This window comes from Azospirillum lipoferum 4B, from assembly GCF_000283655.1.
Classification (GTDB): Bacteria; Pseudomonadota; Alphaproteobacteria; order Azospirillales; family Azospirillaceae; genus Azospirillum; species Azospirillum lipoferum_C.
The window spans coordinates 652,231-670,241 of the sequence record NC_016585.1 but is presented as its reverse complement, the minus strand read 5'-3'; the positions used below and the strand labels follow the sequence as shown (position 1 = coordinate 670,241).

Sequence of the window (18,011 nt, the reverse complement as noted above, 5' to 3'; positions counted from 1 at the left end):
AAAACACGCTATATTTGGTGTCTTCTGGCGAGAGTCGTCACAAGGCAAAACGGACGGAGTAGAGGCGTCCATTTTTGCGAGTCGCGGAGGGTTGGGGCGCGTGCCGCGACTCGGTCCGGCCCACCCTTTTACATGCGAAGCGCTCGCACCACGTGGACGGCGACTCCGGCCACCTGGGCGCGGTCGATGGCGGTCGGGCGGCAGTCGGGATCGGTCGAAACCGGCATCAGATGGGGCGGGAAGAAGCGGTATCCGCAGATGGTGCCCTCCCCCACCGTCACCACCACGTCGCCGGTCTGCGGCGTCAGGACGTCCAGCGGTTCCAGCACCACGCAGTCGCGCGGCAGCACACCGGCGGCATCCAGGCTCTTGGACAGGATGCGCAGCGCGAAGGCCCGGCGGGAGGTCCGGCCGTCCATGGCGACCGACGACGCGCCGTCCTTCAGCGCTCCCGCCAGGAACGCCTCCCCTGCACGGCTGCCGAGATCGAGGAAGATGTGGGCCTGCTCCAGCGTCAGCACCGGCACACGGGAGACCGGCGCATAGGCATGGTCGTCGAGGAAGCGCGGCTCCGACCCGGCGACGCGGGCCAGCCGGGCCAGCGTGTCGGCGCTGGGCACGCTGCCCATGACGGGATCGCGCAGGAAGCGGGTCAGGTTGGTGGCGGTGACGCCGGCCAGCCGCGCCCAGCCGCCGGCGCTCCAGCCCTTCGCCTCCATGACACCGGTCATCCAGCGCAGGATGGCGCGCCGCGTGTCGTCCATCGCTTTCCCCCAAACCGCTCTTATCGCCCCCCGGCGACCCTTGACCCTGTCCTACACGGTACGGACGGGGTGGGGGAAGGCGCGATGGGCTAGGCGCGGCTGCGAATTCGCAGTGCCGCCTTGGACTCTGCCGTGGAGGCACCATCTGTGCGGCATCGAAACCGTTTGGGGAAACGCGACCATGATCGTCACCAGCACCGATTCCGTGGAAGGCCGCCCGGTCGCCCAGTATCTGGGCATCGTCGCCGGCGAGGCGATCATGGGCGTGAACGTGTTCCGCGACCTGTTCTCCTCCGTGCGCGACATCGTCGGCGGCCGGGCCGGCGGCTATCAGGCGGCTCTGCGCGAGGCGCGCGAGGCGGCCTTTGCCGACATGCAGGACGCGGCTCGCTCGCTCGGCGCCGACGCCATCGTCGGGGTGGATGTCGATTACGAGGTGCTGGGCAAGGAGAACGGCATGCTGATGGTGTCGGTCAACGGCACCGCCGTCCGCCTGCGCTGACGGTGCACCTGACCGTAAGCGTCAGCAAAGCCGTCTGGACAGATACAACCGTATGGGTAGACTGCCCGTCCAGCAAACAATTGGGAGGGGGTTGCCCATGCCTCGGGTTGTCCGCGGGTCCACCTGGTCCGCTCGTCTCGGCGGGCTCGCCATGGCCGCATGCCTGTTCGGCGCCTTGCCGGCGCTGGCGCTGGACGGCATCGTCGAAAAGAAGGTTTTCGAGATGCCGTCCTACACCACCGTGGGCGGCGGGACGATCAAGAACGTCCGCATCGGCTGGGAAAGCTACGGCAAGCTGAACGAGGCGAAGGACAACGTCATCCTCATCACCCATTTCTTCAGCGGCAACAGCCACGCCGCCGGGAGATACAAGGCGGAGGATGCGGCGCCCGGCTATTGGGACAGCATCATCGGGCCGGGCAAGCCGCTGGACACCGACAAATACTTCATCATCAGCTCCGACACGCTGGTGAACCTGTCGCCCAAGGACCCCACCGTCGTCACCACCGGCCCGGCCAGCATCAACCCGGACACCGGCAAGCCCTATGGCATGAGCTTCCCCATCGTCACCATCAAGGATTTTGTCAATGTCCAGAAGGCGCTGATCGACAGCCTGGGCATCAAGTCCCTGCAGGCGGTGATGGGCGGCTCGATGGGCTCGCTGCAGGCCTTCGAATGGGCGGCCGACCATCCGGACATGGTCAAGCGCCTGATCGCGGTGATCGGCGGGCCGGAGGCGGACCCCTTCCTGATCGGCTGGCTGAACCTGTGGGCGGCGCCGATCAAGCTCGACCCCAACTGGAACAACGGCGACTATTACGGCAAGGCGGAGCCGAAGGCCGGCCTGACCGAGGCGCTGAAGCTGGTCACCCTGCACGCCCGCCACTGGAAATGGGCCGACGCCGCCTTCGGCCGCAAATGGGCGGAGGAGGGCAAGGACCCGAAGGCCGCGATGGGCAACCAGTACGCCATCGAAGCCTGGCTGGACAAGGCGGCATCCGGCCGCGCCGCGGTCAGCGATGCCAACCACTTCCTTTATCTGGTGAAGGCCAACCAGACCTTCGTCACCGGCAACGGCGCCTCGCTGGAGGACGGTTTGGCGAAGATCAAGGCGCCGGTCCTGCTGATCCCGTCCGCCGACGACCTCGTCTTCCCGCCCGACCGCAACATGCGCCCGCTGAAGGACCGGCTGGAAAAGCAGGGCAATGCGGTGGAGTACACCGAGGCGATCACCTCGACGCTCGGCCATCTGGACGGCGTGGCGAACATCGCCAAGGCGGGGGAGACGATCACGCAGTTTCTGGCGAAGTGAGGGCCGGGGGCAGGCTTCGATGCCCCCTCCCCATCCCTCCCCCGCCTTTGGCGGTGGAGGGGGTAGAACGCTTGTCGGCGTGATCGATTTGCATAGCGGCGGCAGTCCCCTCTCCCGCGATCGGATCGGCCTTCGGCCGACCGAGAGCGGGGGAGGGCTAGGGAGGGGGCACCCGCGGGCTACTCCCCACTCACCGGCGCACCGCGGAAGTTCAGCAGGCTCGGCGCCTTGTCGATGATCTCTTCCAGAATCAGCGACGCCGTTTCCAGCTCCCGCTCCAGTTCCGGGCCGAGCTTGCCGGCATAGTTGGGACGCCGCAGCTTCTCCGCGGCGTCGTGCAAGCTGCGCAGCTCCGCGACGAAGATCTCGCGGGCGCCCATCGGCAGGATCGGGTTGGCCGACAGCACGAAGAAGAATCGCATGCTGGCGCGCACCAGCAGGGCCAGCATCACGGTGTCGAGCTTCTCAAACTGGTCGCGCAGGTCGTCCGACCGCGCATCGACCAGATTGCGCATGCGCTGCTCGATCAGGATCACCAGCGCCTGGAACTCCCCGACCTTGTCGCGGAAATCGCGGTAGGCGCCGAAGCTGTGCTTGCTCGCCTCATGCTCCGCCAGCTGGGCCAGCTTGGACGCTTCGCGGCACTGGCGCTCCAGGGCGCCCAGCAGTTCCTTGACCTCGGCTCGGGTGTATTGGCGCTTGCTCATGGGAATCGACGGGGGCTCGGCAGGGTTCGGACAGGCGATCGGTCGCCGACCCAAGCTATAGCACAACCCGCGGGCGACAACCTATGCCGCTCGCGGGTTCGCACCGGTCAGTGGTCGGCCTTCACCGGGCCACCGGGCCGCCGCACCAGCGGCATGAACAGCAATGCGCCGAAGAACACCGCCGACATCAGCAGCATGGCATCGTTGAAGGTCAGGATCATGGCCTCGCGCTGGACCAGCCCGACCAGCCGGGCCATCGCCGCGGCGGTCGGATCGGCGACCAGACCGTCGAATCGCTGGCTGAGGTTGTCGACCATCTGCTGCACCTCCGGCCGGGCAAGGTTCACGTTGTCGCCCAGGCGGTTCAGGTGCAGGGCGTTGCGGTCGGTCAGCACCGTGTTGATCGCCGCCAGCCCGATGGCGCCGCCCAGGTTGCGCATCAGGTTGTACAGGCCCGACGCGTTCTTCAGCTTGTCCGGCGGCAGGGTGCCCAGCGCCACGCTGTTGATCGGGATGAAGCATAGCATCAGCGACATGCCGCGCACCGCCTGCGGCAGGAACAGCTCCCAGAATCCGGTCTCGGCGGTGAAGTGGCTGTTCATCCAGACGCCGCTGCCGAACAGGATCAGCCCCAGCGCCAGCATGGCGCGCAGGTCCATCCGCTTCGACAGGGCGCCGGCGATGGGGGCCGACAGGAACTGGAAGGCGCCGGTCACGAACATGATCTCGCCGATCTGCAGGCTGTTGAAGCCGCGCACGCGCGCCAGGAACAGCGGCTGCAGATAGACCGACCCGTAGAGCCCGATGCCGAGGATGAAGCTGTAGAGAGACCCGATGGCGAAATTGCGGTCGGCGAAGGCCCGCAATTCCACGATGGGGTTGCGGTAGGACAGCACCCGCCAGAAGAACCCGATGGCGGCCAGGGTGGCCACGACGGCGAGCGCCAGAATGGCCTCGTCGTCGAACCAGTCGTTGCGCGGCCCCTCCTCCACCACATATTCCAGGCTGCCCAGGAAGGCTGCCATCAGCAGCAGGCCGAGGAAATCGAAGCCCTTGCGCAGCTCCGGATTGGGCCGGTCGACGTCGACCAGGAACCAGACCAGCGAGGTCACGACGATGCCGGGGATCACGTTGGCCAGGAACAGCCAGTGCCAGGACATGTGCTGGGTCAGATAGCCGCCCAGCGTCGGGCCGATGGTCGGCGCCATGGTGGCGACCAACCCCATCATCACCGACACGCCGGCCCGTTTTTCCGGCGGGAAGATCATGAAGCTGGTGGCGAAGACCGTCGGGATCATCGCGCCGCCGATGAAGCCCTGGAGCGCGCGCCAGACGATCATCGATTCGATGCTGCCGGCGAAGGCGCAGGCGACGCTGGTCAGGGTGAAGCCGGCGGCCGCCACGGTGAACAGGATGCGGGTCGACATGATGCGCGACAGGATGCCCGACAGCGGGATCATCACGACCTCCGCGATCAGGTAGGAGGTCTGCACCCACGAGATCTCGTCGGCGCTGGCCGCCAGCCCCGCCTGGATCTCCGACAGCGAGCTGGAGACGATCTGGATGTCCAGGATCGCCATGAACATGCCGACGACCATCGCAAAGAAGCCGACGAGGTCGCGCGTGGTGAGCGGGCGCATGCCCTGGGCCGGAGTCGCCATGGAACCGCTGCCTTGAATCGCGGCCGACGGAATCCCGCCCGGGGATGGCTCCGGCCAAAATGTCGCTTGGATGGGTGACGGGGACGCCGCCCCGGAAGGGGGGAGGTGGGCTGCGTCCCCGCCGGACCGTGGCCGCCGTTACCTGGCGGCCACCGCCTGCTTGTCGGCGAGCGCGCCGAACACACCGCCGGCGGGCATATGCGGCAGGGCGTCGGCGCCGCGGGTGTCGACCTCCGCCTCCACCGACAGGCCGGGGCGCAGCAGGCCGGCCAGCGCATTGTCGCGCGGCAGGGCGATGCGCACGGGCACGCGCTGGACGATCTTGGTGAAGTTGCCGGTCGCGTTCTCCGGCGGCAGCAGCGAGAATTTCGAGCCCGAGGCCGGGGCGAAGCTCTCCACCGTGCCCTCCAGGTGGCGGTCGGGGAACGCGTCGACCGAGATGCTGACATGCTGGCCGGGGCGCATGCGCGACAGCTGGGTCTCCTTGAAGTTGGCGACCACATAGACGTCGGGCAGCGGAACCAGCGACAGCAGCTGAACGCCCGGCCGGGCATACTGGCCGACCTGGACGCCGCGGTTGCCGACCACGCCGTCGACCGGCGCCCGCACAACGGTGTTCTCCAGGTCGATGCGCGCCGTCCGCAGCGTCGCCTCGGCCTGGGCCAGATGCGCCTCCGTCTCGGTCCGGGTGGCGTGCAGGACGTTGACCTGCTCATTCTCCGCGGCGAGCGCCGCCCGCGACTTGGCGACCTGCGCCACCGCCTTGCGCAGGTCGGCGTCGGCGGTCTCCAGCTTCTGCCGGCTGGTCCAGCTGTCGTTGGCGAGCGAGCGGCTGCGCTCATATTCCTGCTGGGCGCGGCGCTGCTCGGCCTCGGCGCTCGCCAGCGTGGCGGCGGCCTGATCGATCACGGTGCGCTGCAGGTCCAGCTTGCTGTCCAGCGTGCCGAGCGCCGCCCTCTGCGCGGCCACCGCGGCCTGCGCCTCCGCCACCTTGGCGCGGAAATCCTGGTCGTCCAGCACCGCCAGCACGTCGCCGGCCCGCACCAGCTGGTTCTCGGCAGCCTTCACGTCCCGGACATAGGCGGAGACCTTCGGGCTGACGACGGTGATGTCACTCTGCACATAGGCGTTGTCGGTCGATTCCATGAACCGGCCTTCCCGCCACCAATTCCCGCCGGCGACGGCACCGCCGGCCAGCACGGCCAGCACGACGCCCGACAGCACGATCTTCCGCACGCCATTCGCCATTGTCTCTATCCCCAATCCACCGCGGTCCGATCCCCCTTTTCCGGATTGCGCTCTTGCCGGCGCCACGGAAAAGAAACTGAACCGTTCAGTTTAGTCTTGCCGGAAGATGGCGGACGGCCTATCTGTTGTCAAGATCGAACTGAACGGTTCAGTTTTTGAAAACAGCGTGTCTGGGGGCTTGTCGGGCGATGCGGAACGCGGTAGGGGCCAGGAACATGGACTCAGGCGAGGCGCGTATGACCACCTTGGTTGCCCCCACTCCCGAAGCAGGTTCGAAGCCGGCCCAGATCATGGAGGCGGCGGGCTCCCTGTTCCTGGAGCATGGCTATAGCGCCGTCAGCATGGATGCGGTTGCCAAGAAGGCGAACGTGTCCAAGGCCACGCTGTACGCGCATTTCGGCAGCAAGGAAGAGCTGTTCCGGGCGATGGTGGCCTGTGAATGCGCCAACTCCGTCATGTCCGGCGTCTGGGACGAGGCGATGCGCCTGCCGGCCACCGAAGGGCTGCGGCTGATCGGGCGAACCTTCGTCCGCTTCATCGCCTCGGCCAAGGCACTGGGGCTCTACCGCATGGTTCTGGGCGAAGTTCTGCGCCAGCCCCAGCTCGCCCAGGCCTTCTACGAAAGCGGTCCGGCCGAGACCTTCCAGCGCGCCGGGGAGTTCATGGCCCATGCCGCCAGCACCGGCGAACTGGCGATCACCGACTTCGATCTCGCCACCCACCAGTTCTTCGGCCTGCTGAAGGCGAACATGCACATGAAGCTGCTGCTGTGCCTCAGCGAACGGCCGAGCGACCAGGACCTGGAACGCTTCGTCGATGCCGCGGTCGACCTGTTCGCGAAGGGCTATGCGCCCGAAAAGCGATAAGGTCCCGCTATCAGCATTGATAATAATATACCGCCAATAGCAGGAACTCCCGATTCAGAGATCGCCCTGCGCGTCTTGTCAGCAGCATAGACATCATATAGCGTGCCAGAGGCATACTGACGTAATCGGGCGTGGCAGATCGGCGGATGAATTTCGACACGACCTTCATCGCGCAGGTGATCACCGTCATCGGCTTTGCCGTCGGGCTTTCTATCGTCGTGGCGGCCGGCCGCTATCCGCGCCATATCCGCAATTCTCTGCGTTCCTATGCCTACGGGAAATTCCTGCTGGGCTCGGCCTTTCTCATCGCCGGCCTGCGTGGCGGCGGGACGCCGGAGCTGTTCATCCCGCTCGCCAACGGAATCGGGCTCGCCGGGCTGACGTTGAACTACACCTGCGTTCGCCATCTGCAGAACCGGCCGGTCTGGCCTTTCGGACCGGCGGCCGTGGGAGGGGGCGTCGCACTCTGCTGCCTGTTGCTGCTGTTGGCCGGCGGCGACCTGTCCACGGTCCGCACCCTGGTCAGTTTCGCGGCCTCCGCCGTGCTGCTGGTCATCGCCTTCGAAGTGCTGGTCCGCTACGATCACCGCGGCGTTCCGCACTATGTCACCGGCCTGCTGTCGGCCGCACTTGCCGTCGTTTACCTTGTCCGCATGGGGGCAGGCCTCAGCCAGGAGGCGCCGCTCGGCCAACTGGTCGACGACACTGTGGAGCGCGCGACCTTCCTGCTGTCGCTGCTGGGCACGGTGATCGGGGCCATCAACTATGTTCTGATGGCGAGCGACGAGTTCAACCGCGAACTGACAAAGCTCGCCCACACCGATGGGCTGACCGGCGCCCTCAACCGCCGCCGCCTGTTCGAACTGGGCGAGATCGAGTTCCGCCGTGCCCGCCGGCAAGGGGGGGACCTGACGCTGCTGACCCTGGACATCGACCGTTTCAAGACGATCAACGACCGGGCCGGCCATCCCTTCGGCGACCGGGTGATCCAGGCGGTGACGGAGTGCTGCGTCGGCCAGATCCGGCAGGAGGATTCGATCGGCCGCATGGGCGGGGAGGAGTTCGCCATCCTGCTGCCCGAAACCGGGGCGGAGGCCGGCCGGATGCTGGCCGAACGGCTGCGCAGCGCCATCGAGCGGCAGTTGGCTCCGCTCGGTGCCCAGGGCGGGGTGACGGTGACCTGCAGCATCGGCGGCGTCAGCATGACGCGGGAACACAGCCAGTTTTCCGACCTGATCGCCCAGTCCGACAGCGCGCTCTACGACGCCAAGAACGCCGGCCGCAATCAGGTGCGCTTCTTCCAGGCCCCGGCGCTGCGTGCGGCGGCGACCGCCTGAGCCGGCCACCTGCCCTTTCACCTACCCTCGCCCGATGACGGCCGGTTAGAAAAATCGGCCGGCGCACGGGCCGGCTTTACCCGCGAAGCGGCTTGCCGCATTATCCGGCCCGGTCACCTCCGGCCGTGCCGCCGGAGCGGATCCGCTATTGTCCCCTCTCCCGGCAACATCGGCGTACGGTCGTGGTTCTTTCCCATCTCGGCTCCGGCAGTCTGGAGCCGCAGCGGTCGCAGCTGACGCTCGGCACCAAGTTCAGGCTCATCAATTGGGGGCTGGTCCTGCTGATCTGCACGATCACCGGGATCGGCGTCGGCCTGCTCTATTCCGCCGCCGGCGGCCACTGGAAGCCCTGGGCGCAACCGCAGCTGGTCCGCGCCATTCCCGGCTTCGTCCTGATGCTGGGCATCGCGCTGGTGGACATCCGGCACCTGATGAAATCGGCCTACATCATCTTCTTCATCGTGCTGTGCCTGCTGATCGCGGTGGAGCTGATGGGCCGCATCGGCATGGGCGCGCAGCGCTGGATCGACCTCGGCTTTTTCCAGCTTCAGCCGTCGGAACTGATGAAGCCGGCACTGACCCTGGCGCTCGCCCGCTATTTCCACGGTGTGACCCTGGACCAGATCGGCCGTCCGCTGCTGCTGATCCCGCCCCTGCTGCTGGTGTTTACGCCGGTCGCCCTCGTGCTGATGCAGCCGAACCTGGGCACTTCGCTGCTGCTGATCCTGGGCAGCGGCGCCGTGTTCTTCGCCGCCGGCGTGCGGGTGTGGAAGTTCCTTCTGGTGATCGGCGGCGGCCTCGGCGCCATTCCCATCGCCTGGGAGTTCCTGCACGACTACCAGAAGCAGCGCGTCTACACCTTCCTCGATCCGGAAACCGATCCGCTCGGCGCCGGCTACAACATCCTGCAGTCGAAGATCGCGCTGGGGTCCGGCGGATTGTTCGGCAAGGGCTTCATGTCGGGCTCGCAGAGCCAGCTGATGTTCCTGCCGGAAAAGCACACCGACTTCATCTTCGTCGTGCTGGCCGAGGAATTCGGGATGGTCGGGGCGCTGACCCTGCTGGCGCTCTATCTGCTGCTGTTCATCTATGGCTGGGTCATCGCGCTGAACAGCCGCAGCCAGTTCGGCCGGCTGGTGGCGGTCGGCATGACCGCGCAGTTCTTCCTGTACGTCTTCGTCAATGTGGCGATGGTGATGGGGCTGATCCCGGTGGTCGGCATCCCGCTGCCTCTGGTGTCCTATGGCGGGTCGGCGATGATGACGTTGATGGTGGGCGTCGGCCTGCTGCTGAGCATGTCGGTCCACCGCGACGTGCGTATCCCGAAGAGCGGCGTCACCGACGACTGAGGGCCGGCAATCATCGGCAGGGGTAAGTCCGCCGGAGGCTGCCACCCCCCCGCCCGCGTCGTTGCCACCCTGCCCCGCCCCCGCGATATGGAGGTGCGGGCCGACCGAAATTGCGCGCCGGCCCGTTCGCAGCGGGAGGATCAGCCATGCGCAAAGACGTCACAGGACAGGGCAGGCGGAAAGCAACCATCGTCGCCACCTTCATTGCCGGTGGGCTTTCGGCCCTGCTGACCGGTGCCGGCGGTCCGGCGTCGGCCGACGGTCTGTTCAGCCACCTCGGCGGCAGCTTCAGCGAGAAGTCGGGGAAATTCGAGGTCTCGCGCTGGCAGCGCTCCGACGGCTGGAAGACCGGCGGGCACATGAACTGCAGCTGGAACCGCGCCAACGTCACCTTCGAGCCCGGCCATTTGGCCCTGTCGGTCAGCGACCAGATCAGCGGCCGGGACCGCTACTCCTGCGGCGAATATTCCACCCACCGCTTCTATGGCTACGGACATTACACGGTGTCGCTGAAGGCGGTGAAGGCGGACGGGGTGATGACCTCGGTCTCGCACTACACCGGCCCGCCCTTCGGCGACCCGTGGGACGAGATCACCTTCGGCATCGCCGGCAAGGACACCACCAAGCTGGAAATCAGCTGGGTCGCCAACGGCGTCGGGCATCGCAACACGGTGGTCGATCTCGGGTTCGACGCCGCCAGGGGCTTCCACAGCTATGGCTTCGACTGGAAACCCGACGGCATCGTCTGGACCGTCGACGGCAAGACGGTGCACAAGGCCGTGGCCAGGGAGGGAGAGCTGCTGCCGCGCATGCCGGGCCGGCTGATGCTGCGTTTCTGGAGCGCGTCGGGCGATACCGAATGGCTGCGCCGCTTCACCTATCCCGGCCATCCGCTGACCGCAGAGGTCGCCGCCGTCAGCTATCGCGAAGACCCGGCCAATCTCAGCAATTGATCGGATGCCGTCAGTCCAGCGCCTCGGCTCCCAGGTAGGATTCGACCACGCGGGGGTCGGCCACGACCTCCGCCGGGGCGCCGTCGGCGATCTTCTCGCCATGGTCCAGCACCACGACGCGGTCGGACAGCGCCATCACCGCGCGCATGACATGCTCGATCATCAGGATGGTCAGACCTTCGCGGCGGTTCAGGTCGCGCAGGACCCCGACCATGCGGTCGACCTCCGTCGGGCGGAGCCCCGCCAGCACCTCGTCCAGCAGGAGCAGGGTCGGACGGGTGGCCAGCGCGCGGGCGACCTCCAACCGCTTGCGGTCGGGCAGCGTCAGGCTGCGCGCCGGCCGGTTGGCCTGATCGGCCAGCTCCAGCCGCTCCAGCACCGCGCGGGCCTGCTGCCGCGCGGTCTCGACCGACCTCTCGCGGGCCAGGGCGCCGACGATGACATTCTCCTCCACCGTCAGCTGGCCGAAGGGCTTGACGATCTGGAAGGTGCGGCCGATCCCGGCGGCGCAGACCTGGTTGGGCTTCAGCCCGGTCAGGGAGCGGCCCTTCAGCGTGACGCGCCCCTCGTCGGGCGGAAAGACGCCGGCGATCAGGTTGAAGGTGGTGGTCTTGCCGGCGCCGTTCGGGCCGATCAGGGCGAGGATGCGCCCCTCCGGCACGGTGAAGCTGACGTCGGCCACCGCCTTCAGCCCGCGGAAGCGCTTGGACAGGCCTTCGACCTCAAGCAGTGCGGTCATCTCAGGCGCCCTCCCCCGGCTGGCGGACAAGACGCAGGCGGCGGGCCAGCCAGGGCCAGACGCCCTCCGGCCGGAACACCACGATCACCACCAGCGCCACGCCGTAGAACAGCTGCTTCAGCCCCGGCAGGTCCAGCCCGCCGGCCTCGATCAGGAAGGTCAGCAGCTCGCCCAGCGGGGTCAGGATGAAGGCGCCCAGGATCGGGCCGACCAGAGTGCCGATGCCGCCGACGATGGCCGGCAGGATGATCTCGATGGAGCGGCCCATGGAGAAGACCTGCTCCGGGAACAGGTTGTTGAAGTAGAAGGCCTGGAACACCCCGCCCAGCGCGGTCAGGGCGGCCGACACCGCCACCGCGGTCATGCGGGCGCGGAACAGGTCGACGCCCGACGCCTCCGCCGCGTCCGGCTCCTCCCGCACCGCCAGCCATTGATAGCCGAGCCGGCTGTGCAGCAGCAGGCGCGACAGGACCAGCGCGCCGATCACCAGCGCCAGCGCCACATAGTAGAACAGCAGGGGCGAACCGCGCAGGTTCAGCGGATCGCTCGCCCCCGCCTCCACCGGCAGGAAGAAGCCGCCGGAGCCGCCGACCCAGCCGATGTGGTCGAAGCCGATGCGCGCCACCTCGGCGAAGGCGATGGTCAGCAGGGCGAAATGCACGCCCTTCACCCCGAACCGGAAGCCCAGGAAGCCGATGATGCAGCCGGCCGCCACCGCGACCAGCATCGCCAGGATCATGCCGGCCCACGGGCCGATGCCGAAATGGACGAACAGCGCGGCGCTGACATAGGCGCCCAGCCCCACATACAGCGCATGGCCCAGCGACAGCAGGCCGGAAAAGCCCATCATCACGTTCCAGGCCTGCCCGACATAGGCGAACCACAGCACCGTGGTCAGAACCGACACCAGATAGCGGTCGGCGACGAGGGGGGCCACCGCCAGCCCCAGCGCCGTCAGGGCCAGCAGGGCCAACCCGCGGCCGGTCACTCCCGAAAGCCCCAATCCCGCAAGGCCGATCATGACCGTTTCCCCAACAGCCCCTGCGGGCGCAGCAGCAGAACCACGATCAGCACCCCGTAGCTGAACAGGGATTTCAGGGACGGCGTCAGCAGGAAGCCGGCCAGCGCCTCCGACATGCCGATCAGCACGCCGCCCAGCAGCGCGCCGGGCAGGCTGCCCAGACCGCCGACGATGACGATGATGAAGCTGAGCAGCGTATATTCCGGCGCCAGCTGCGGCCGGGCGTCGACCAGCAGCGTCATCAGCGCACCGGCCACCCCGACAACCGCGGCGCCGATGCCGAAGGTCAGGGCATAGAGTCCGTCGATGTTCAGCCCGACCACGCGGGCGCCCAGCGGGTTGTCGGCGCAGGCGCGGATCGCCTTGCCGGTGCGGCTGAAGCGGAAGAAGGCGAACAGCGCCGCCGCCACCACGATGGCCGCCGCCCCGGCGCGCAGCCGCACGGCGTCGAGCAGCATCGGCCCGATCTCCACCGTGTCGAAGCTGTAGGGCACCTGGACGTTGCGGGCGTCCGGGCCGAACAGCATCAGCATGGCGTTGACCAGGATGGTGGCGATGCCCAGCAGCAGGATGAACTGCATGTGCTCCGGCCGCTCGACGAACTTGTTCACCAATCCGCGCTGCAGAAGCCAGCCGCAGGCGAACAGCAGCGCCGCCATGACCGGCGCCGACAGCAGCGGGTCGAGCCCCCACCAGCCGCCCAGCAGCACGGCGCCGTACATGCCGGCCACCATCATCTCGCCATGGGCGAAGTTGACGACGCGCACAACGCCGAAGATGACCGATAGCCCCAGCGCCGCCAGCCCATAGACCAGGCCGGTCAGCAGCCCGGAAGCCGCGATGTTCAGGTAATAGTCGATCGGCATGGGCGGCGGATTGTCCGAACGGTGAGGTTCTGCGGGTTAGCAGTCCCCGTTGGTCCAGGCAAGACAGAATGACTGCACCGGCGTGCGATTCGACGCTTCCCATGACCGTTTCTAGGGACGGCCCGCCAGCCTTGCGCCGCCGCGCAGCGCCGCGATCCGCTCCGCCACGTCGTCCAGCCGGCGGTCGAGCGCGGTGGTCAGGCAGGATCGTGCCGATGCCGCGACATCCGGGTCGCCTTCCGTCCCGCTGCGGATCCAGCAAAGCGCGGCGATCCGCTCGTGGAAGCGCCGTTCCTCCTGGATCAGGTCGTAGGCCGCGGCGGCGCGGGCGGCCGGATCGGCGATGCCGGCCAGGAAACGCTCCTGTGTCCCGCGGGCGCGGCCGTCCAGCAAGGCAAGCTCAGGGACGTCGCAGATCATCCGCCTGAGCGGCGCCGTGACCGTGGCGCAGCGCGGGTCGGCCACCGGCTGGGGTGGCGGTTCAGGTGGCGGTTCCGGCGGGGACACCCTGGAGGCCGTAACGACGGCCGGGGTCGGCAACGGCTTCGGCGGCTGCCGTGTGGCTGCCGGTGCAGCCTTGACCGCGACGGGAAGCGGTCTCGCCGGCTGGATGGCCATGGGCATCGGCGTGCCTCCCCCCAGCGAGTCCCGCACCACCCGCACCGGTGTCCCCACCTCCGCCGCGGCGAAGACGGTTTCGATATCGGCGGGCAGCATGCGGAAACAGCCGCCGCTGGCCCGCCGTCCGACGGAATCCGGCTCGTTGGTGCCGTGGATGGCGATGGCCGGCCAGCCGAGGTCGAGCGCGAATTTGCCCAGCGGGTTGTTCGGTCCCGGCGGCACCGCCCGCGGCAGGGACGGCTTCTCGCGCCGCTGGTTGGCGGTCGGCCTCCAGGTCGGATCGCGGCGCTTGCGCTGGATGGTGCTGTCGCCGACGGGAATCGGAACGCCGGGGCGGCCGATGGCGACCGGAAAGCTGCGGGTCGAGCCGTCCGCCCCGGTCAGGTACAGCCGGCGGTCGGCAAGGCTGATGGCGATCGACGGCCCGGCGGCCGCAATCCCTGCCCTCTCGGCCGTCGTCTGTGCCGCCGCCGGGGCAATCCGGCCGCCCAGGACCATGCAAAGGGCGGCAAGACCGCACAAAAGGCAGCGTGCCAGGACGGCCGCGACGGCTGTTGTCGGATGGGGGACGGCGGCTTGGCGGCGGCTTCCCCCAATGGTCGTGGATCCACGCATGCGGAAAGTTGATCGCGTGTCTCCTAAAACAGGGTAAACAGCAGGGGATGACGGCCTCCGGGGGATGGGGGCCGCCCCGACAGCAAGGACGTGCATCATGGACCAGATCGAGCAGACGTTGGCCGTGGCGACGGAACATCACCGTGCCGGCCGCACCGCGGAGGCGGAGCGCCTGTACCGCGACGTGCTGGACGTGTCGCCCGGCCATCCGGACGCCCTCCATCTGCTGGGGATCATCGCCCTGCAATCCGGCCGGGCGGAGGAGGCGGTGGACCGAATCGCCCAGGCCGTGGCCGGCGACGACGACTCTCCCCTGTTCCATGCCAATCTGGGCCACGCCCTGCACGCCTGCGGCCGCCAGCGCGAGGCGGCGCTGAGCTTCGCCCGCGCGCTCAGCCTGCTGACCAACGAGGGAGAGGGCTGGGGCAATGTCGGGGCGCTGGCCAACCTGATCCGCCGCTATGACGACGACATCCGTGCCGAGGCGGCGGCGGAGGTCGATGCCCGCTATGCCATGGGCGACGTGATGCGGCGCCAGTCCCTGCTTTTCCTGCTGACCGGGGACATCGCCTATTACCATGCTCTGGTCGGCGCGGTGCTGGACGATCCCCTGCGCTTCTCCGTGCCGTCGCTGCATTACGCCTACTGGGGCATCGCCATGCGGCTGTTCCAGGGCGATGTCCGCAAGGGCGACGTCGGCGCCTTCACCCATGGCGAGTTCCGCCGGTTCTACCGCCTGCTGGTGGAGGAGACCGCCCGTCGCTACGACTTGGAACCCTTGCTGCGCAGGGCTGCCCCGCGCACCGAGGTGAAGCGCGTGGCGCTGATCACCAACCAGATGCTGGGCGAGGGGCACCAGCCCACCGCCGACGCCTTCGACTATGCCCGCCGCCTGCAGGACGACCAGGGCTGCGAGGTGCTGATCCTGAACCCCAATGCCATGGCGGTGTCGGGCGAGAACGGCTTCGTCCCCGAATACAGCTACAACGTCACCGAAGAGTATGAAGGCGAGCAGACCATCGCCGCCCATGGCGCGGCGGTGCGCATGCTGTCCTTCCCCCAGCCGCGATTCGACGAGGAGAAGCTGACCGCCATCGTCGAAGCGGTGGAGCGGTTCGATCCCGACGTGATCGTCGCCTTCGGCGGTTCCAACACCGTCTCGGACCTGTTCGCGCGCAGCCGTCCGGTGGTGTTCCTGCCCACCTCCAGCGGCCTGCCGCCGTCGCTCGCCACCATTCTGCTGGGCTACGCGCCGGAGGACAGCGCCGCCGGCTGGCCGGCCGAGGCGCAAGCGCGCTTCCGCCCCTTCTCCTTCGGCTGGACCCTTCCGGAGGGCGGACCCGCCCGCAGCCGCGCCGATTTCGGCCTGCCCGATGGCGTGCCGCTCTATGTCGTCGTCGGCAATCGGCTGGATCAGGAGGTCGACGGCGATTTCCTGGAGACGCTCGACCGCCTGCTCGACCGGGTGTCCGACGCGCAGGTCGCCTTTGCCGGTGCGGTGCAGGACCTGCCCGGCCGCATCGCCGGCAGCCGCAACGCCGCACGGATGAAGGCCCTTGGCCATGTGGACGGCATTCGCGGGCTGTACGCCGTGGCGACGGCCTATCTGAATCCGCCGCGCCAGGGCGGTGGCGGCAGCGCGGCCTTCGCTCTGGCCGACGGGTTGCCGGTGGTGACCTATGCCAAGGGCGATGTGGCCGGCGTCGCCGGCCCGGTCATGGCGGTGGCGGACGAGACGGCCTACCTCGGACGCGCAGTGGCGCTGGGCACGGATGCCACCGAAAGGGCAAAGGCTGCCGAGGCGGCGCGCGCCCGTTTCGCGGAAACGGCCGACCGCGCCCGCTCGGTGGAAAAGCTGCTGGACTATGCGCGCGAGGCGCAGGGGCTGTTCTGACGGATCGGCTGCGGGCCGCAGTCGGGGGCCGTCGCGCCCCCACCTCCGTTACAGCCCGAGATAGGCCTGCTTCACCGCCGGATCGGCCAGCAGCGCCTCGCCGCTTCCCGACAGCACCACCCGGCCGTTCTCCAGCACATAGGCCTGCCCGGCGATCCGCAGCGATGCCGCGACATTCTGTTCGACCAGAATGATCGTCATCCCGTCGGCGGCAAGGGCGCGGATGATGCGGAACAGTTCCTGCACCAGGGCGGGCGACAGGCCGAGCGACGGCTCGTCGAACATGATCAGGTCGGGTTTGCCCATCAGGCAGCGGCCAATGGCCAGCATCTGCTGCTCGCCGCCGGACAGGGTGCCGGCGGCTTGGTCCAGCCGCTCGCGCAGGCGGGGGAACAGGTCGAGCACGCGGTCGTAAGTCTGGCGGGCGGTGGCGCGCGCTCGCGGGATGACGGCGCCCATCTCCAGATTCTCCCGCACGCTGAGGCTGGGGAAAATCTGTCGGCCTTCCGCCACCTGCCCGATGCCGAGGTCGCAGACGACATGGCTGGGCAGGCCGGCGATCTCGCGGTCCTTGAAGCGGATGCTGCCGCGCGCCGGCTTCAGGATTCCGGCGATGGCACGGATCAGCGAGGTCTTGCCCGCCCCGTTGGCGCCGACGATGGCTGTGGTCGCCCCCGCCGCAACCTGCAGAGTGACGCCGTCGAGCGCCTGGGCGTCACCATAGTACAGGTCGAGGTCGGAAACGGTCAGCATGGCAACGGATCCGGTCGCAGCGGGGGCAGGGGCGTGAAGGGCGGGTGGCGCCCTCTATAGCGCGATCATTTCACGAAGAACACCGCGCTCATGACCAGCCCGACGGCGATGATGCCCGCGCGCAGCACCGGCTTGGGGATCTTCCGGCCCACCCGCGCGCCGACATAGCCGCCGGCCACCGCCGCTACCGTCATCAGCAGCGCTTTCGGCCATTCCACCGCCCCGCCGGCCGCATAGGCCACCACGGCGATGGCGGTCAGGACGGCGGAGAACAGGTTCTTCAGCCCGTTCATGGCGTTGAGGTCGGTCATCCCGAACAGGCTCAGCTGCGCCAGCAGCAGGATGCCGAGCCCGCCGTTGAAATAGCCGCCATAGACCGACACCGCGAACAAGGTGCCCATCATCGCGCCGTTGCCGTGCAGGCCGAGGCTGCGCAGCCGTTGCGCCAGCACGGTGCCGAAGGCGAACAGCCCGGTGGCAAGCAGCAGCAGCCACGGGACGATGCCGCGGAACACCGAATCCGGGGTCACCAGCAGCAGGCCCGCCCCGGCCAGCCCGCCGACGAGGCTGACCACCGACAGCAGCGGCAGGCTGAGGTTGCCGACCGGCGCCAGATCCTGCCGGTAGCCGTAGACTCCGCTGGCATAGCCGGGAAGCAGGGCGACCGTGCCGGTGGCGTTGGCGGCGACCGGCGGCACCCCGGCATAGATCAGGGCCGGCAGGGTCAGGAAACTGCCCCCGCCAGCAACGGCGTTCATCGCTCCGGCCAGGAAGGCCGCGACCAATAAAATCAATTCTGTCAT

Annotated in this window: 17 protein-coding genes; 7 read left to right on the top strand and 10 right to left on the bottom strand. The window is 68.2% G+C overall.

The window, feature by feature from the left end; translation table 11 throughout:
* Positions 1-128 precede the first annotated feature (128 nt).
* Entirely contained in the window at positions 129-764 is a 636-nt protein-coding gene (locus tag AZOLI_RS16700) for a helix-turn-helix domain-containing protein (protein ID WP_014188341.1), read from the bottom strand.
* A 181-nt stretch (positions 765-945) separates the two neighbouring features.
* On the opposite strand from AZOLI_RS16700, the gene AZOLI_RS16695 reads away from it, so the two are divergent.
* Both AZOLI_RS16695 and AZOLI_RS16690 read left to right on the top strand, forming a co-directional pair.
* Positions 946-1,266, top strand: a complete 321-nt coding sequence (locus AZOLI_RS16695) for a heavy metal-binding domain-containing protein (RefSeq protein WP_014188340.1) — start codon at positions 946-948, stop codon at positions 1,264-1,266.
* 97 nt (positions 1,267-1,363) lie between these two features.
* Positions 1,364-2,578, top strand: coding sequence for an E22 family MetX-like putative esterase (locus AZOLI_RS16690; protein WP_014188339.1), 1,215 nt, complete (start codon positions 1,364-1,366; stop codon positions 2,576-2,578).
* A 179-nt stretch (positions 2,579-2,757) separates the two neighbouring features.
* Here the strand turns inward: AZOLI_RS16690 and AZOLI_RS16685 are convergent, their stop codons facing one another.
* The 3 genes from AZOLI_RS16685 to AZOLI_RS16675 all read right to left on the bottom strand — a co-directional run bounded on the left by AZOLI_RS16685 (position 2,758) and on the right by AZOLI_RS16675 (position 6,194).
* Positions 2,758-3,285 carry a hypothetical protein gene (locus tag AZOLI_RS16685; RefSeq protein ID WP_014188338.1) on the bottom strand — a complete coding sequence of 176 codons (528 nt, stop codon included), beginning with the start codon at positions 3,283-3,285 and terminating at the stop codon, positions 2,758-2,760.
* Positions 3,286-3,392: 107 nt separating this feature from the next.
* Positions 3,393-4,946, bottom strand: coding sequence for a DHA2 family efflux MFS transporter permease subunit (locus AZOLI_RS16680; protein ID WP_014188337.1), 1,554 nt, complete (start codon positions 4,944-4,946; stop codon positions 3,393-3,395).
* Between the two features lie 138 nt (positions 4,947-5,084).
* Entirely contained in the window at positions 5,085-6,194 is a 1,110-nt protein-coding gene (locus AZOLI_RS16675) for an HlyD family secretion protein (RefSeq protein WP_014188336.1), read from the bottom strand.
* Between the two features lie 236 nt (positions 6,195-6,430).
* On the opposite strand from AZOLI_RS16675, the gene AZOLI_RS16670 reads away from it, so the two are divergent.
* The 4 genes from AZOLI_RS16670 to AZOLI_RS16655 all read left to right on the top strand — a co-directional run bounded on the left by AZOLI_RS16670 (position 6,431) and on the right by AZOLI_RS16655 (position 10,699).
* A complete protein-coding gene (locus AZOLI_RS16670; protein WP_244442569.1) occupies positions 6,431-7,060 on the top strand; it encodes a TetR/AcrR family transcriptional regulator in 630 nt (209 codons plus the stop codon).
* Positions 7,061-7,206: 146 nt separating this feature from the next.
* Positions 7,207-8,397, top strand: coding sequence for a GGDEF domain-containing protein (locus AZOLI_RS16665; protein ID WP_014188334.1), 1,191 nt, complete (start codon positions 7,207-7,209; stop codon positions 8,395-8,397).
* 182 nt (positions 8,398-8,579) lie between these two features.
* On the top strand, positions 8,580-9,746 hold the full coding sequence (rodA, locus tag AZOLI_RS16660) for a rod shape-determining protein RodA (protein WP_014188333.1): 1,167 nt from the start codon (positions 8,580-8,582) through the stop codon (positions 9,744-9,746).
* Positions 9,747-9,892: 146 nt separating this feature from the next.
* Complete coding sequence (locus tag AZOLI_RS16655; protein WP_014188332.1) at positions 9,893-10,699, top strand: family 16 glycosylhydrolase; 807 nt, start codon at positions 9,893-9,895, stop codon at positions 10,697-10,699.
* A gap of 10 nt (positions 10,700-10,709) precedes the next feature.
* Here the strand turns inward: AZOLI_RS16655 and AZOLI_RS16650 are convergent, their stop codons facing one another.
* The 4 genes from AZOLI_RS16650 to AZOLI_RS16635 form a co-directional block, all read right to left on the bottom strand.
* Positions 10,710-11,438 carry an ABC transporter ATP-binding protein gene (locus AZOLI_RS16650; protein ID WP_014188331.1) on the bottom strand — a complete coding sequence of 243 codons (729 nt, stop codon included), beginning with the start codon at positions 11,436-11,438 and terminating at the stop codon, positions 10,710-10,712.
* Position 11,439: 1 nt separating this feature from the next.
* Positions 11,440-12,459, bottom strand: a complete 1,020-nt coding sequence (locus AZOLI_RS16645) for a branched-chain amino acid ABC transporter permease (protein ID WP_014188330.1) — start codon at positions 12,457-12,459, stop codon at positions 11,440-11,442.
* Positions 12,456-13,325 (bottom strand): branched-chain amino acid ABC transporter permease, encoded by an 870-nt coding sequence (locus tag AZOLI_RS16640; protein ID WP_014188329.1) that lies wholly within the window; start codon positions 13,323-13,325, stop codon positions 12,456-12,458. The genes AZOLI_RS16645 and AZOLI_RS16640 overlap by 4 nt, the downstream gene beginning before the upstream one ends.
* A gap of 111 nt (positions 13,326-13,436) precedes the next feature.
* The gene (locus AZOLI_RS16635; RefSeq protein WP_014188328.1) at positions 13,437-14,444 is read right to left on the bottom strand and encodes a L,D-transpeptidase; all 1,008 of its coding nucleotides are present in this window, start codon (positions 14,442-14,444) and stop codon (positions 13,437-13,439) included.
* A gap of 214 nt (positions 14,445-14,658) precedes the next feature.
* Here AZOLI_RS16635 and AZOLI_RS16630 point away from each other — a divergent pair, with 214 nt between their 5' ends.
* Complete coding sequence (locus tag AZOLI_RS16630; RefSeq protein WP_014188327.1) at positions 14,659-16,455, top strand: tetratricopeptide repeat protein; 1,797 nt, start codon at positions 14,659-14,661, stop codon at positions 16,453-16,455.
* 48 nt (positions 16,456-16,503) lie between these two features.
* Here AZOLI_RS16630 and AZOLI_RS16625 read toward each other — a convergent pair whose 3' ends face one another.
* Together AZOLI_RS16625 and AZOLI_RS16620 are read right to left on the bottom strand one after the other, a co-directional pair.
* Positions 16,504-17,208: an ABC transporter ATP-binding protein gene (locus AZOLI_RS16625; protein ID WP_014188326.1), complete on the bottom strand. Its 705-nt coding sequence runs from the start codon at positions 17,206-17,208 to the stop codon at positions 16,504-16,506.
* 65 nt (positions 17,209-17,273) lie between these two features.
* Positions 17,274-18,011, bottom strand: a complete 738-nt coding sequence (locus tag AZOLI_RS16620; protein WP_044551522.1) for a sulfite exporter TauE/SafE family protein — start codon at positions 18,009-18,011, stop codon at positions 17,274-17,276.

Coding starts and splice junctions, on each gene's coding strand:
- AZOLI_RS16700 (WP_014188341.1), bottom strand. CDS start 764: ATGGACGACACGCGGCGCGCCATCCTGCGCTGGATGACCGGTGTCATG.
- AZOLI_RS16695 (WP_014188340.1), top strand. CDS start 946: ATGATCGTCACCAGCACCGATTCCGTGGAAGGCCGCCCGGTCGCCCAG.
- AZOLI_RS16690 (WP_014188339.1), top strand. CDS start 1,364: ATGCCTCGGGTTGTCCGCGGGTCCACCTGGTCCGCTCGTCTCGGCGGG.
- AZOLI_RS16685 (WP_014188338.1), bottom strand. CDS start 3,285: ATGAGCAAGCGCCAATACACCCGAGCCGAGGTCAAGGAACTGCTGGGC.
- AZOLI_RS16680 (WP_014188337.1), bottom strand. CDS start 4,946: ATGGCGACTCCGGCCCAGGGCATGCGCCCGCTCACCACGCGCGACCTC.
- AZOLI_RS16675 (WP_014188336.1), bottom strand. CDS start 6,194: ATGGCGAATGGCGTGCGGAAGATCGTGCTGTCGGGCGTCGTGCTGGCC.
- AZOLI_RS16670 (WP_244442569.1), top strand. CDS start 6,431: ATGACCACCTTGGTTGCCCCCACTCCCGAAGCAGGTTCGAAGCCGGCC.
- AZOLI_RS16665 (WP_014188334.1), top strand. CDS start 7,207: ATGAATTTCGACACGACCTTCATCGCGCAGGTGATCACCGTCATCGGC.
- AZOLI_RS16655 (WP_014188332.1), top strand. CDS start 9,893: ATGCGCAAAGACGTCACAGGACAGGGCAGGCGGAAAGCAACCATCGTC.
- AZOLI_RS16650 (WP_014188331.1), bottom strand. CDS start 11,438: ATGACCGCACTGCTTGAGGTCGAAGGCCTGTCCAAGCGCTTCCGCGGG.
- AZOLI_RS16645 (WP_014188330.1), bottom strand. CDS start 12,459: ATGATCGGCCTTGCGGGATTGGGGCTTTCGGGAGTGACCGGCCGCGGG.
- AZOLI_RS16640 (WP_014188329.1), bottom strand. CDS start 13,325: ATGCCGATCGACTATTACCTGAACATCGCGGCTTCCGGGCTGCTGACC.
- AZOLI_RS16635 (WP_014188328.1), bottom strand. CDS start 14,444: ATGGTCCTGGGCGGCCGGATTGCCCCGGCGGCGGCACAGACGACGGCC.
- AZOLI_RS16630 (WP_014188327.1), top strand. CDS start 14,659: ATGGACCAGATCGAGCAGACGTTGGCCGTGGCGACGGAACATCACCGT.
- AZOLI_RS16625 (WP_014188326.1), bottom strand. CDS start 17,208: ATGCTGACCGTTTCCGACCTCGACCTGTACTATGGTGACGCCCAGGCG.
- AZOLI_RS16620 (WP_044551522.1), bottom strand. CDS start 18,011: ATGACAGAATTGATTTTATTGGTCGCGGCCTTCCTGGCCGGAGCGATG.